Here is a 13,497-nt window from a genome sequence, read left to right as displayed (position 1 = left end):
AGCCCCTGCAGCCCTAAGGCTGCAGAGGCGTGGTTATCGCGGTTCCACTCTGCTTGGTGACTCGGAAGTCTCCCAACTCAAACCCGTAACGTGGGTGTTCCGGCTGCGCCTACCAGACTCAGGTGAGTATTCGGCGCGGCTGCTCCCAGGTGCATTTCTGATTACAAGGATTGGATAACTCACAGCCAAGACCTCACGGCCTCGATTATCCTCTCTGACAAATCCTCACTTAACCATACTCTCCTGATCATGGCATTTCGTATTTCATTGAATTAAGTATAACGAAAAGAAACTCGCTTTACAATAAGCTCTGTAGACGTGAAACGACTTTTTCTTTCCCTAATAGGTAAAGCGACACATTCAGATCCGGTCCATGGACTTGACCTGTCAACGCGGAGCGAACAGACATGAACAGTTGCTTCCCTTTGAAACCAGTTTCCTTCTGAACAGCTTTAAGCAAAGCTGGCATGGCTTCAACGGTGAAAGCTTCCGCTTGCTCGACTTGAGCTAAGAAGCTCGTCAACACGACAGGCACATGCTCTTCCTTCAATACGACAGATGCTTCTTCATCGATGACCAGCTCTTCTTTGAAGAAGAGCGCGGACAATTCTACGATCTCAGCCGCGAAGCGCATTCTTTCTTGATTGAGGCTGACAAGCGCCTCTACCCATTCTTGTGTCGCTCCATCCAAGTCACCTTGGATATACCCAGCCTTACGCAAATGCGGCACGCAAAGGTCTACTATGCGGGAGAGCGGAGCCTTTTTCAAATAAGCATTGTTCATCCAATTCAATTTATCCATATCAAACACAGCTGGACTCTTGGATACACGATCCAAATCAAACTGTGCAATCAGTTCTTCCTTCGTGAACATCTCTTCTTCTCCACCAGGTGACCAACCTAACAGCGCAATAAAGTTCAGTACCGCCTCTGGCAAGTAACCAAGCTCTTTGTACTGCTCGATAAACTGGATGATGGACTCATCCCGTTTACTCATTTTTTTGCGGTCCTGGTTCAAAATCAACGCCAAATGCGCAAATTCCGGGATCGGCATATCCAATGCTTCATACATCAAGATTTGTCTCGGTGTATTGGACAGATGCTCTTCTCCGCGAATAACCAAGTTGATTTTCATCAAATGATCATCAACAATCACCGCGAAGTTATACGTCGGGATGCCATCGGCACGCGCAATAATGAAATCGCCAATTCCGTTGGAGTCGAACTCCACGTGCTCGCGAACTTTATCCTCGAAGCCGATGATCCGGTCTGTAGGAACACGGAAACGTGTGGAAGGCACACGACCTTCCGCTTGATACGCAGCTACTTGCTCAGGCGTCAAGTTACGGCATTTGCCGGAGTAGCCGCCCATTTCCCCGCTAGCTTCTTGCTCTGCGCGCTCTTGCTCAAGATCCGCTTCCGAGCAATAGCATCCATAGGCGTGACCACTTTGCAATAATTTATCTAGATAAGTGCGGTAAATGTCGAGTCTCTCCATTTGACGGTAAGGACCGTAAGGGCCTCCGATATCCACGCTCTCATCCCATTCTAGGCCAAGCCATCTCAAACCATTCAACTGGTCTTCGACACCAGACTCTTTATGACGGGTTTGATCCGTATCTTCAAAGCGCACAACAAACGCTCCGCCATCCTTGCGAGCTAATAAATAATCAAACAATGCCGTACGGGCACCGCCAATATGTAAATGTCCAGTCGGACTAGGTGCGTAACGCACGCGTAAAGGCTGATTCATCGATGTATCCCCTTTTCATTCCATTCATGAATACCTGCTATTTTAACACATCTCGAATTAAACAAACAACCGATTGCGCGGCGATCCCCTCACCACGACCCGTAAATCCAAGCTGTTCCGTCGTTGTTGCTTTTACGTTGACTTGTTCGGGCTCTGCTTCCAGCGCAGCTGCGATGATTTCAACCATTTGTGAGATGTATGGCAGCATCTTCGGCTTCTGAGCGATAATCGTGGAATCTGCATTCCCCAATTTGTACCCTCTATCTTTCGCTAATTGCCATACCCGCTTCAATAAGACTAAGCTATCGGCATCTTTGTACTCAGCAGCCGTATCCGGGAAATGCTTCCCGATATCACCAAGACCTAGCGCGCCTAAGATGGCGTCACTAATAGCGTGCAGCAGCACATCTGCATCCGAGTGCCCGAGCAACCCTTTTTCATAAGGAATCGTTACGCCTCCAATAATGCACTTACGCCCTTCTACCAACTGATGAACATCAAATCCATTTCCTACACGAATCATGTGCGTCCCTCTCCCCTTACGTTATGTAATATCCACTCTGCCCAAGGTAAATCTTCCGGGGTCGTTATTTTGATATTATAATAGTCCCCTTCTACCACATGCACCGCAGCGCCTAAACGCTCTACTAAACTCGCATCATCGGTCCCCATGAACTTATCCTCCAGGGCCTTCTCATGCGCTTCTTGCAGGAGAGAAAGACGAAAAGCCTGCGGCGTTTGGATGGCCCACAAGCTTCGTCTATCCGGTGTTGATTGAATGCGTTTATCTGTTGCATCCACAACCTTAATTGTATCCTTAACGGGAACGGCTAGAACAGCTGCCCCTACTTCTTGTGCTTTCACAAGACACTCGAACATATGTTCCTTTTTTACGAAAGGGCGAACACCATCATGCACAAGCACCCACTCCATACCCTCTTGCAAGGCATCGAGACCTCTTCTGACGGAATCTTGACGCTCCGCGCCTCCTGATAGCACACACGTTACCTTCGTAAGTGCATAGCTCGTGACATAGCCGTTACAGCGATTCACATCATCTGCACCAACAACGAGAATAATTTCATCCACTTCATGTATGTTTTGAAATAATTGCAAGGTATGTACCAGAATTGGCTTCTGTCCCAGTTGCAGGTATTGTTTGCTTTCTGCTGTACCCATTCGCGAACCCTTGCCCGCTGCCACGACGATAACCCCTAGCTTCCCCATAAGTCCTCCAACTTGGCGCTTTCCAAACGAAAGCTTCTTCGTAAGCATAGACCCAAGTCAACTTGAAAGAGCTATGTTACATCTCCTTATCATACTGGTTTTACTGTGCTTTTTCCAATAGTTTTGGTTTCGCGAAAATCATGCGGCCAGCAGATGTCTGAAGCACACTCGTTACCATCACTTCCAGCGTCATGCCAATGAAATCACGTCCACCTTCCACCACGATCATGGTACCATCATCTAGATAAGCTACACCTTGTCCATGTTCCTTGCCGTCTTTAATGACTTGAACAATAATTTCTTCTCCCGGTAGGACAACTGGCTTCACCGCATTCGCAAGATCGTTGATATTGAGCACCGATACACCTTGCAGTTCACACACTTTATTGAGATTAAAATCATTCGTAATTACTTTCCCTTGAAGCACTTTGGCTAAGCGAACCAACTTACTGTCAACTTCGGCAATTTCTTCGAAATCCCCTTCATAAATGAGGACTTTGACTTCAAGCTCTTTTTGGATTTTGTTCAAAATGTCCAGTCCACGACGCCCACGGTTTCGCTTCAGTAAATCTGAGGAGTCTGCAATATGCTGCAGCTCTTCCAATACGAACTCCGGAATAACTAAGGTTCCTTCGATAAAGCCTGTCTTGCAAATGTCTGCAATTCGGCCATCGATGATGACACTCGTATCCAAAATCTTATGCTCTTCGTACGGACGATGCGTCTGCTTCTCAGCGCCTCCAGATCGGCTCTTGGCAATAACCTGCACGAGCTCTTCCCGCTTGCTGTAGCCGATACGGAAGCCCATAACCCCTAATACTGCTGAAACGATGAAAGGTAGGAATGGACCCGCCCATTTGGCTTGCTCAAGCACTGGGAATAACATCACAGAAACCAATAGTCCAATCACGAGACCTAACGTACCAGAAAGTAAGTCAGACACCGGAATATCCGTGACATTGCGTTCCCCTCTCATCAGCAGATTCATGCCAATGCTAGCCACCCACGCTGAAATCAAAAACATACCTACTGCACATAAACTATTAATCCAAAATACTTGTCCTGCTTGACTGATGACATCCGTCGTTCGAAGGAACGAATCGCTCCACCTATAACCTAAACTGCCACCCATGATGGCTAAAATGATTTGTACCCATTTCTTCATCACAGATTCACCTCCTGCATCAACTTTTTTTGAGCCTTATTACAATTATGTTCCAATTTATGCAACGTTAATCACTTCTTTAGTCGGAAAATTGAAATATTAGAGGGCATCCATTATAATGAAATGGAAGTTACCAACCTACCCGAGGTGGATGGAATGAGCTCCTTGACTTTAAAGCAGTTTCAAGATCAAGTGTCTGAATTGTTACTCCGTCACCGCAGTTTGCTTGACGTGTTATCCAAATTTCAGCAGTCAGGCGCAGCAACCAATCGTTCCGTCGTGAAATCCATTACTGAATGTGGATGTATTCAAGTTCATGCAGCCAAGCAAGAGTATCATCCAGAGATGACCTTGGATGAGGCTAAGGATGTTCTTCGCACCCATGTATCCGGTCACTTATGTGAACAATGCATTGAGGTCGTTAGTAGCGAACTAGGCAGGAATCTTTTCTACATGTCTGCGCTAAGTAACATTCTTGATATTAACTTGGAGCAAGTCGTTGAGAATGAATCAAAAAAATGTACAACACTAGGTCTTTTCAACATGTCATGACGATGAAAACAAAAAAAAGCATTTATTTTCTTCCTGAGGGTTCAGGAGAAAATAAATGCTTTTTATTTTCGAACAACGTGCTAGACGTCAGATTTCACTGAATTGCTGTCGTCTACACCACGTCTTTTGTTCTTTCTGCGAAGATTACGGAGACGGATGAAGTATCCATCAACGTTTTTTTTTAGGCCGTAGAGCGCGTACCCTAGAAGCGGTACGAAAATCATTTTGGAAATGGATTCAGGCCATTTGATTGCAATCAAAATTGCTGCTGCAACAATAATTGGTGTGATCCAAATCGCCGCTTTAGGAATACCTGCTTTTTTGAAGTTCGGATATTTCACTGTGCTGACCATTAAGTATGACAATAGAATTGTACTTACAAGAAGTACATACACGTTGATATCGTTCACGAATAGAGCTAACGTACAAAGAACACCGCCTGCTGCTGGAATCGGTAAACCGATGAAATAGCCAGGCGTACCGGCAACAACATTGAATCGAGCTAACCGTAGCGCTCCACATATCGGGAAGATCGCCGTAACAATCCAAGCAAAAGCTGGACTAATGACTGTAGGGTCGTTGAATGCAACTACATACATGATGAAAGCAGGAGCGACACCGAAAGAAATAACATCGGATAAGGAGTCTAATTCTTTACCGAACTCACTTTGAGCGTTCAACGCTCTCGCTACACGCCCATCGAGTCCATCCAATAGCATAGCGACAATGACAAGAACGGCAGCAATACCATGTTCGCCACTGAAGGCTAGGATGATCGATAAAACGCCTAGGAATAAGTTCCCTACTGTAAAGAGACTGGGAATTGATTTTGTTAACATATGTTTTTGTCCACCTCTGGATTTACTATACCCTAAACTTGACTTCATGAAACCTCAACAATGATACTTTATGATTGTATCCACTTTAAATATGTCTGTCAATGAACACTTGTTCCTGAATTCTTTTGAGACCTTCCTTAATGGCGCGGGCTCTCACTTCTCCGATTCCGTCAACTTCATCCAATTCCTCGATCGTCGCCATCATCATGTGTGGCAAGTAGCCAAACTTCTCCACAAGATTACCAATAATGATCGATGGTAACCGCGGGATTTTGCCTAAAATGCGGAAGCCACGGGGGGAAACCGGCTCTTCAGCAATCGAATTGGTATGAGAATACCCTAGCAGGCGAATAATCTGCTGGGGCTCTAACAGTTCATCAGATGACAGACGCTTCAAACCTGCCTGCATCTCCTTGACTCTATCTTCGGATAATTCCCTTACATAATCTTTTACGAGCAAACGCGCCTCAAGTTCCGCATTCCCAACAAGTTCTTCTAATTGCATGCTAATTAAGCGTCCCTCATTGCCAAGTTCGTTAATATAACGATTAATCTCGGCTTTGATGCGTAAGACCATCTCAAACCTTGCGATAACATTAGTAATATCATGCAAGGTAACTAACTCCTCAAACTCTGATGCGCTCAGGTTCGTTAAGGACTGATCCAAAACCACCTTATATCGCTCCAATGTCTGGATTGCTTGATTGGCTTTGGTAAGGATAACGCCGATATCTTTCAACGCATACCTTAAATTACCTTGATAGAGCGTAATGACATTCCGCCGCTGTGAAATGGAAACAACTAATTTATTCGTCTGCTTCGCCACACGCTCAGCTGTTCGATGTCTAATCCCCGTTTCAGACGAGGAAATCGATGAATCCGGAATTAGCTGTGTGTTCGCATAAAGGATACGCTTAATGTCCTCACTGAGGATAATTGCGCCATCCATTTTGGCAAGTTCATACAAATAATTGGGCGAAAAGTCGCAGTTTATTGAGAACCCACCATCCACGATCTCAGTTACCTCGGAACTGAAACCTACAACGATCAGGCCACCTGTTTTGGCACGTAAGACATTCTCCAATCCATCACGAAATGGCGTACCAGGCGCTACCAACTGAAGCAATTGGCTCATCACATCTCGTTTCGTCTCTTCTTTACTCATCATTTTCCTCCTGAAGGCTTGTAGCTTGCAGAACCCACGTTAACCAAGCGCTGCTTTCAATGCCTCTGCCACCGTGTTTACGCCAATAATCTCCATCCCTTTCGGATGTGTCCACCCCTTTAAACTTTTCTCAGGCATAATAACTCTGCGAAAACCAAGCTTCTCTGCTTCCTTCACACGCTGATCAATCCGAGAAACGCCGCGGACTTCCCCCGTCAAGCCAATCTCACCGAACACAACATCAAAAGGTTGCGTCGGTTGATCCCGGAAACTGGATGCGATACTAATCGCAATCGCCAGATCCACGGCTGGCTCATCGAGCTTGATTCCACCTGCCACGTTGAGGTAGGCATCTTGATTTTGTAAAAACATGCCCATCCGTTTCTCTAGTACCGCGATAATTAAAGAGAGACGATTGTGATCGACGCCCGTAGCCATCCTTCTCGGAGAGGGAAAGTTCGTCGAAGACACTAAAGCTTGAATCTCCACCAAGACGGGACGTGTCCCCTCCATACTAGCTACGACAGCTGAACCTGCCACGCCAAGCGGCCTTTCCGATAGGAACAGCTCAGACGGATTATTAACTTCGACGAGACCAACCTCTTGCATTTCAAATATACCGATTTCATTCGTTGAGCCAAATCGATTCTTCACCGCTCTTAAAACACGATAGGAATGATGTCGTTCGCCCTCAAAGTAGAGTACACAATCGACCATATGCTCCAGCATTCTAGGCCCCGCTATGGCCCCTTCCTTCGTCACATGCCCGACAAGGACCGTTGCAATTCCCTTACCCTTAGCTATTCTCATAAAATGCCCTGTGCATTCTCGAACCTGCGATACGGTTCCAGGCGCCGAAGTAATCGCTGGATGAAATACCGTTTGGATCGAGTCAATGACGAGAAAGTCAGGATTCGTTTCTTGTATAGCCTCCTCGATAAGTTCGAGGTTCGTCTCACATAATACGTATAGCAGTGGAGATGAAGCATTTAAGCGGTCAGCACGAAGTTTCGTCTGCTTGATGGATTCTTCTCCTGATATATAAAGGACTTTCTGCTGGGCTTGTGTGAGTTCGAAGGACGTTTGCAGAAGCAAGGTTGATTTCCCAATGCCAGGATCTCCACCTACGAGGATTAGTGATCCAGGAACAATACCTCCGCCTAGGACCCGATTTAATTCTTTGTTGCTTGTGACAACCCTTGGCTCAGAGCTGCTTTCTATATGTATGATGGGGATCGCTTTTTCTTTCGTTTTGGGAATCGAAGAAGTCATACCCTGTGTGCGAACAACCGTTTCTATTTCTTCCACCATCGTATTCCAAGACTGACAACCTGGGCATTTGCCCATCCATTTCGGTGAATCATAGCCGCATTCTTGGCAGCTAAATTTCGTTTTTTGTTTACTCATAGAAGAAGCTACTCCTTAATATAGGGATATCCTTTTTGGTTATCCTTACCAATAATTTTACCATTATTATGTTTTTCATGAAAGTGCCGAAAGAAATAAAAAGCATTTCACTCCATCCTCATCGGATGAAGCAAAATGCTTCTTTGCTTTCCCTTACTTCGACAATGAGACGCCTTCGCCTTTCAGGACGACTAGTTCGCCTTCATTCTCATCGATCGTCAGTGAATCACCTTTGGAAATATTGCCTCTCAGCAATTCTTCCGATAAGCGATCTTCAATATGCTTCTGAATCGCTCTGCGCAATGGACGTGCACCATAGGTTGGATCAAAGCCTTCCTTGGCAAGGAACATTTTCGCCTTGTCGGTTAACAAGAAATCAACCTCTTGCTCTTTCAGACGCTTACGAAGATCATCGGCCATCAAGCTAACAATTTGTGCAATGTGCGACTCATCCAAAGAGTGGAACACGATAATTTCATCGATCCGGTTAAGGAACTCTGGACGGAAGCTTTTCTTCAATTCGCCCATAACCTTGTCTTTCATATTCGTATAGTCTCTTCCAGCATCAAGTGCAGCTGTGAAGCCAAGCGAGGAGTTCTTCTTAATCAAATCCGCGCCGACGTTGGAAGTCATAATGATTAGTGTGTTACGGAAATCCACGGTACGACCTTTGGAATCCGTTAAGCGACCATCCTCTAACACTTGTAAAAGGATATTGAACACTTCCGGATGCGCCTTCTCGATTTCATCGAGGAGGACGACGGAGTATGGCTTACGGCGAACTTTCTCAGTGAGCTGACCGCCCTCTTCATAACCCACATACCCTGGAGGCGCCCCTACTAAACGGGATGTCGAATGCTTCTCCATGTATTCGGACATATCGATACGAACAACGGCATTATCATCTCCGAACAGAGATTCCGCTAGAGCGCGTGCAAGTTCGGTTTTACCAACACCCGTTGGTCCAAGGAAAATAAATGAACCCATCGGACGCTTCGGATCTTTCAAACCTGCTCTTGCGCGGCGGATCGCACGACTTACAGCTTTAACCGCTTCTTCTTGTCCAATGACTCGCTCATGAAGGATATCTTCCATCTTGAGCAAACGATCTGTTTCTTCCTCAGCAAGCTTGCTCACAGGAATTCCCGTCCAGCTCGCAACGATTTGCGCGATATCATCCGGCGTAACTTCCGTATCCAGACGACCTTGTTTCTCTTTCCACTCGTTCTTCGTCGAGTCAAGCTCTTCGCGAAGCTTTTGCTCCGTATCACGAAGTCCTGCTGCTTTTTCGAACTCTTGGCTTTGAACCGCAGCGTCTTTCTCTTTACGGATGTTCTCTAATTTAAGTTCAAGCTGCTTCAAGGATGGTGGCGTTGTGTATGAGCGCAATCTAACCTTGGAACTCGCTTCATCGATCAAGTCGATCGCTTTATCAGGCAAGAAACGATCCGTGATATAACGATCCGACAGCTTAACAGCTTCTTGGATTGCAGCATCTGTAATTTTCACACGGTGATGCGCTTCATAACGGTCACGCAAACCATACAGGATTTGAACCGCTTCTTCTGGTGATGGTTGATCTACCGTAATCGGTTGGAAACGACGCTCAAGTGCTGCATCTTTCTCAATGTATTTGCGGTACTCATCTAATGTTGTAGCACCAATACATTGCAGCTCGCCTCTAGCAAGTGCCGGCTTCAGGATGTTAGAAGCGTCAATAGCGCCTTCAGCTCCCCCAGCACCAATTAAGGTGTGAAGCTCATCAATGAACAAGACGATATTGCCCGCTTGCCGAATTTCATCCATAATCTTTTTGAGACGATCCTCGAATTCACCGCGATATTTCGTTCCTGCAACAACAGAACCCATATCAAGGGTCATTACGCGTTTATCTTTCAATGTTTCTGGAATTTCATTATTAATGATTTTCTGTGCAAGGCCTTCAGCGATCGCTGTTTTACCTACCCCTGGCTCACCAATCAGTACAGGATTGTTTTTGGTTCTACGGCTCAATACTTGAATCACACGTTCAATCTCTTTGCTACGGCCGATGACAGGGTCCAAATGCCCTTCTTTGGCGTAAGCGGTCAAATCTCTTGCCAGACCATCCAATGTAGGCGTGTTCACATTAGGATTCGTACCATGGCTAGGTGACACCGTTTCGCTGCTGCCCAGAAGCTGCAGAACCTGCTGACGCGCCTTGTTCAAGGAAACCCCAAGATTGTTAAGAACTCTAGCTGCCACGCCCTCACCCTCACGAATAAGTCCGAGCAAAATATGTTCAGTCCCCACATACGTGTGACCTAATTTTCTCGCTTCATCCATCGAAAGCTCAATGACTTTCTTAGCTCTAGGTGTATACGCGATGTTGGTCGGCTGCTCTTGTCCTCTGCCAATTAGAGATTCGACTTCATCTTGAATTTTCTCAAGACCTAGGCCGAGCGCAACGAGTGCTTTAGCAGCAATGCCTTCACCTTCACGAATAAGTCCAAGTAAAATGTGCTCTGTTCCAATATTGTTATGTCCTAATCGAACAGCCTCCTCTTGAGCAAGAGAAAGCACCTTCTGCGCACGTTCCGTAAATCTGCCAAACATCATAGCGAACACCTCCAAAAGTAGTATATCTATGGAATTCCTAAAGGATGAATCATATCTTTCTTTCCACATTAGAAAGTTTAAGTTTTCGGTTCCCGAAACCTTCTTTCTAATTGGCGATAAAACTTACCTTTAACCGCGGTCACTCATCCTTGAATTGCCTCGATAGATGTTTTCTCACACAAGACCAAATTTCTCACGGATCAGTTCTGCACGTCGCATGTCTCGCTCTTCTGCATTCAGCTTCTCACCCGCATATTGCTGAAGAAAACCTGGTTGTGTCATGACCAACAGTTCATTGAGAACATGAGAGGATACGTTGTTGATGATGCCCACGTCAATACCCAGTCTTACATCTGACAGTCGCTGAGCAGCTTCCTTAGAGTCGATAATCCCTGCATAGGATAGAATACCAAGCGAGCGATTCACACGATCAATGATCCGCATTCTAGACTCCTGTAATAGCTTATGTCTCGCGGCACGTTCATGCTCTATAATTTGCCTGGCCACACTGTATAAATTATCAATAATCTCTTCTTCTGATTGACCTAAGGTGATTTGATTAGAGATTTGGAATAGATTACCTAAAGCTTCGCTGCCTTCCCCATATAATCCTCTAACCGTCAACCCAACTTGTGTAACTGCGGATAATATGCGATTAATTTGCTGACTAAGAACTAACGCGGGCAGGTGCATCATGACTGAAGCGCGTATTCCCGTGCCGACATTTGTCGGGCAACTCGTTAGGTAGCCTCTTTTTTCATCGTAGCCATAATCCATTTGCGTTTCAAAAATATCATCAATTTGATTGGCCAGGTCCCAAACCTCTTTAATCTGGAAACCTGGACATAAACACTGTATGCGAAGATGATCCTCTTCATTGATCATGATACTAATCGATTCATTATCGCTTAAAATAACGGCACCATTCCTGGATTCGTTAGCTAAATTAGGACTAATTAAATGTTTCTCCACTAGCACCATTCGTTCGAGCTCATTAAGCTCTGCCAATGGAATGAGCGAGAAGTTGCTTATCGTCTCCAACTCTTCATTCTCAAGAACACCCGATAGCTGTTCCAGCACTTCTTGAGATTGTTGATTCGTTGCGAGCATGGGATATGGATAATCTCTCAGATTACGAGCAATACGGATACGACTGCTTATGACAATATCCGACTCTGGCCCTTCACCCTTCATCCATTCACTCAAAGCATCTCCTGTAAACCGCTGTAATGTCACTGGATTCACACTCCCTTACAAACTTACATACCCGCAATTTTCTTCTCAATCTCACGAATTTGGTCACGTATCTGGGCAGCCTGCTCGAATTCTTCGCTCTCGATACAGGTCATCATATCTTTCTTCAAAAGATCGATTTCACGCTTGCTTTGAATGATACCACCACTGCGTTTGGGAACTTTCCCTACATGAACAACATTCCCATGCACTCTCTTGAAAAGAGGGTCTAGTTTGACCGAAAAGCTTTGATAACAGGAGCCACAACCAAACCGACCTAATTTACTGAATTGCGAATACGTAAGACCGCAGTTATCACAGCGGATTGCCTGAGACTTTGCCGCGGACAATGGTTCAAAATCAAGTAAGCCTGAAAGTAAATTGTGAATCGAAAATCCGTTCGATGTTCCTGGGATCATCTCACCCTTTTCGCGAGCACAATTCTCACAAATGTGGAACTCGTTCTTGTCTCCATTCACAATTTTTGTGAAGTGAAGAGTCGCCGGTCGTTTCCCGCATTCCTGACAAACCATTCCATCTGCCTCCTTATCTGCTAAGCAAGGATATCAGCATTGCTTTAAGAATCTTGGCCCGAATTTCATCGCGCAGCGGCAGTTTAAAGGTCAATACATCTCTGGATATTGCTGCCCGAATCAGGTTAGCTTCTCTGGTGGAAATATAGTGCCCCTCTTGCAATTGATAAATAAGCCCCTCTGAGGTGACTTGATCAATGTGGGTATGAATCGTACGGAATATGTGATCTAGGATAGATCCATGACTCTTTAGCTCGATCTTCTGGATCCGAATATAGCCGCCGCCGCCGCGTTTACTCTCCACCACATAGCCTTTTTCCAAGGTAAACCTTGTACTAATGACATAATTGATTTGAGAAGGTACGCATTGAAATTGGTCTGCTAAATCGTTTCGTTGAATCTCGATAGCCCCTTCCGTACTTTGTTGCAGGACATGTTTTAAATACTGTTCAATAATTTCTGATACATTGCGCATCAATTCGGCCTCCCAGATTTCTAGAAGTAAATTGACTTTGACTTTCTTTGACCTTAACTAAATTATAATCATTTCCTTTCTTTTTGACAAGTACTGCTCCTAAAATGCTCCTCCCACGGATCCGATCCCCTTATGTGAACCTTACTATTGTTGACCTTACCTACAGATTTATTCGAAATTAATTTAATAATCGCTGTTGATACGGCTCTTCTGAGCTAATCTAGGATATCCTTAAAGGATAAATGAAAAAAGAGCCTTACCTGGATTACTCCAAGTAAGGCTCTTTCAGTTGCTTGGCAATGTTCTACTCTCCCAGAACCCTGCGGTTCAAGTACCATCGACGCTGGAGGGCTTAACGGTCGTGTTCGAGATGGGAACGCGTGGGTCCCCTCCGCCATCATCACCAAACAGTCAAAGCGTTTGTTTGCGCCTTGAAAACTAGATACGAAACTTCACGTAAAGTAATATTCTTAGGAATTTTGGTTAAGCCCTCGACCGATTAGTATTCGTCAGCTGCATACGTTGCCGCACTTCCACCTCGAACCTATCA

The 13,497-nt window shown here is 45.3% G+C and carries 12 protein-coding genes and 1 rRNA gene; 1 reads left to right on the top strand and 12 read right to left on the bottom strand.

The genetic code is table 11. From position 1 onward, the window contains the following. Positions 1 to 298 precede the first annotated feature (298 nt). From gltX to AC1DVJ_RS20790, 4 genes are read right to left on the bottom strand one after another with little or no spacing between them, the layout of a single operon-like run. Positions 299 to 1,753, bottom strand: coding sequence for a glutamate--tRNA ligase (gltX, locus tag AC1DVJ_RS20805; protein WP_477593122.1), 1,455 nt, complete (start codon positions 1,751 to 1,753; stop codon positions 299 to 301). A gap of 37 nt (positions 1,754 to 1,790) precedes the next feature. Beyond that, complete coding sequence (gene ispF / locus AC1DVJ_RS20800) at positions 1,791 to 2,276, bottom strand: 2-C-methyl-D-erythritol 2,4-cyclodiphosphate synthase (RefSeq protein ID WP_477593121.1); 486 nt, start codon at positions 2,274 to 2,276, stop codon at positions 1,791 to 1,793. After that, the gene (gene ispD / locus AC1DVJ_RS20795) at positions 2,273 to 3,028 is read right to left on the bottom strand and encodes a 2-C-methyl-D-erythritol 4-phosphate cytidylyltransferase (protein ID WP_477593120.1); all 756 of its coding nucleotides are present in this window, start codon (positions 3,026 to 3,028) and stop codon (positions 2,273 to 2,275) included. The genes ispF and ispD overlap by 4 nt, the downstream gene beginning before the upstream one ends. A 52-nt stretch (positions 3,029 to 3,080) precedes the next feature. Then, entirely contained in the window at positions 3,081 to 4,148 is a 1,068-nt protein-coding gene (locus AC1DVJ_RS20790; RefSeq protein ID WP_477593119.1) for a PIN/TRAM domain-containing protein, read from the bottom strand. Positions 4,149 to 4,301: 153 nt separating this feature from the next. Between AC1DVJ_RS20790 and AC1DVJ_RS20785 the strand changes: the two genes are divergently transcribed. Then, on the top strand, positions 4,302 to 4,697 hold the full coding sequence (locus AC1DVJ_RS20785) for a nucleoside triphosphate pyrophosphohydrolase family protein (RefSeq protein WP_477593118.1): 396 nt from the start codon (positions 4,302 to 4,304) through the stop codon (positions 4,695 to 4,697). Between the two features lie 80 nt (positions 4,698 to 4,777). On the opposite strand, the gene pssA is transcribed toward AC1DVJ_RS20785, so the two are convergent. The 8 genes from pssA to rrf form a co-directional block, all read right to left on the bottom strand. After that, positions 4,778 to 5,536 carry a CDP-diacylglycerol--serine O-phosphatidyltransferase gene (gene pssA, locus AC1DVJ_RS20780; protein WP_477593117.1) on the bottom strand — a complete coding sequence of 253 codons (759 nt, stop codon included), beginning with the start codon at positions 5,534 to 5,536 and terminating at the stop codon, positions 4,778 to 4,780. Between the two features lie 85 nt (positions 5,537 to 5,621). Continuing rightward, positions 5,622 to 6,701, bottom strand: a complete 1,080-nt coding sequence (gene disA, locus AC1DVJ_RS20775; RefSeq protein ID WP_477593116.1) for a DNA integrity scanning diadenylate cyclase DisA — start codon at positions 6,699 to 6,701, stop codon at positions 5,622 to 5,624. A 39-nt stretch (positions 6,702 to 6,740) separates the two neighbouring features. After that, a complete protein-coding gene (gene radA, locus AC1DVJ_RS20770; RefSeq protein WP_056618365.1) occupies positions 6,741 to 8,108 on the bottom strand; it encodes a DNA repair protein RadA in 1,368 nt (455 codons plus the stop codon). A gap of 153 nt (positions 8,109 to 8,261) precedes the next feature. Continuing rightward, positions 8,262 to 10,706 (bottom strand): ATP-dependent protease ATP-binding subunit ClpC, encoded by a 2,445-nt coding sequence (gene clpC / locus AC1DVJ_RS20765; RefSeq protein ID WP_477593115.1) that lies wholly within the window; start codon positions 10,704 to 10,706, stop codon positions 8,262 to 8,264. A 174-nt stretch (positions 10,707 to 10,880) separates the two neighbouring features. Beyond that, positions 10,881 to 11,942 (bottom strand): protein arginine kinase, encoded by a 1,062-nt coding sequence (locus tag AC1DVJ_RS20760; RefSeq protein WP_477593114.1) that lies wholly within the window; start codon positions 11,940 to 11,942, stop codon positions 10,881 to 10,883. Positions 11,943 to 11,965: 23 nt separating this feature from the next. Continuing rightward, a complete protein-coding gene (locus AC1DVJ_RS20755; RefSeq protein WP_477593113.1) occupies positions 11,966 to 12,472 on the bottom strand; it encodes a UvrB/UvrC motif-containing protein in 507 nt (168 codons plus the stop codon). A gap of 13 nt (positions 12,473 to 12,485) precedes the next feature. Beyond that, positions 12,486 to 12,947 carry a CtsR family transcriptional regulator gene (locus tag AC1DVJ_RS20750; RefSeq protein WP_056618373.1) on the bottom strand — a complete coding sequence of 154 codons (462 nt, stop codon included), beginning with the start codon at positions 12,945 to 12,947 and terminating at the stop codon, positions 12,486 to 12,488. Between the two features lie 291 nt (positions 12,948 to 13,238). After that, positions 13,239 to 13,355, bottom strand: a 5S ribosomal RNA gene (gene rrf / locus AC1DVJ_RS20745). Positions 13,356 to 13,497: the final 142 nt, after the last annotated feature.

This window comes from Paenibacillus sp. P4_A9 (assembly GCF_056402415.1).
The sequence above is the reverse complement of the archived record's forward strand: the minus strand, read 5'-3'. Positions and strand labels throughout refer to the sequence as shown.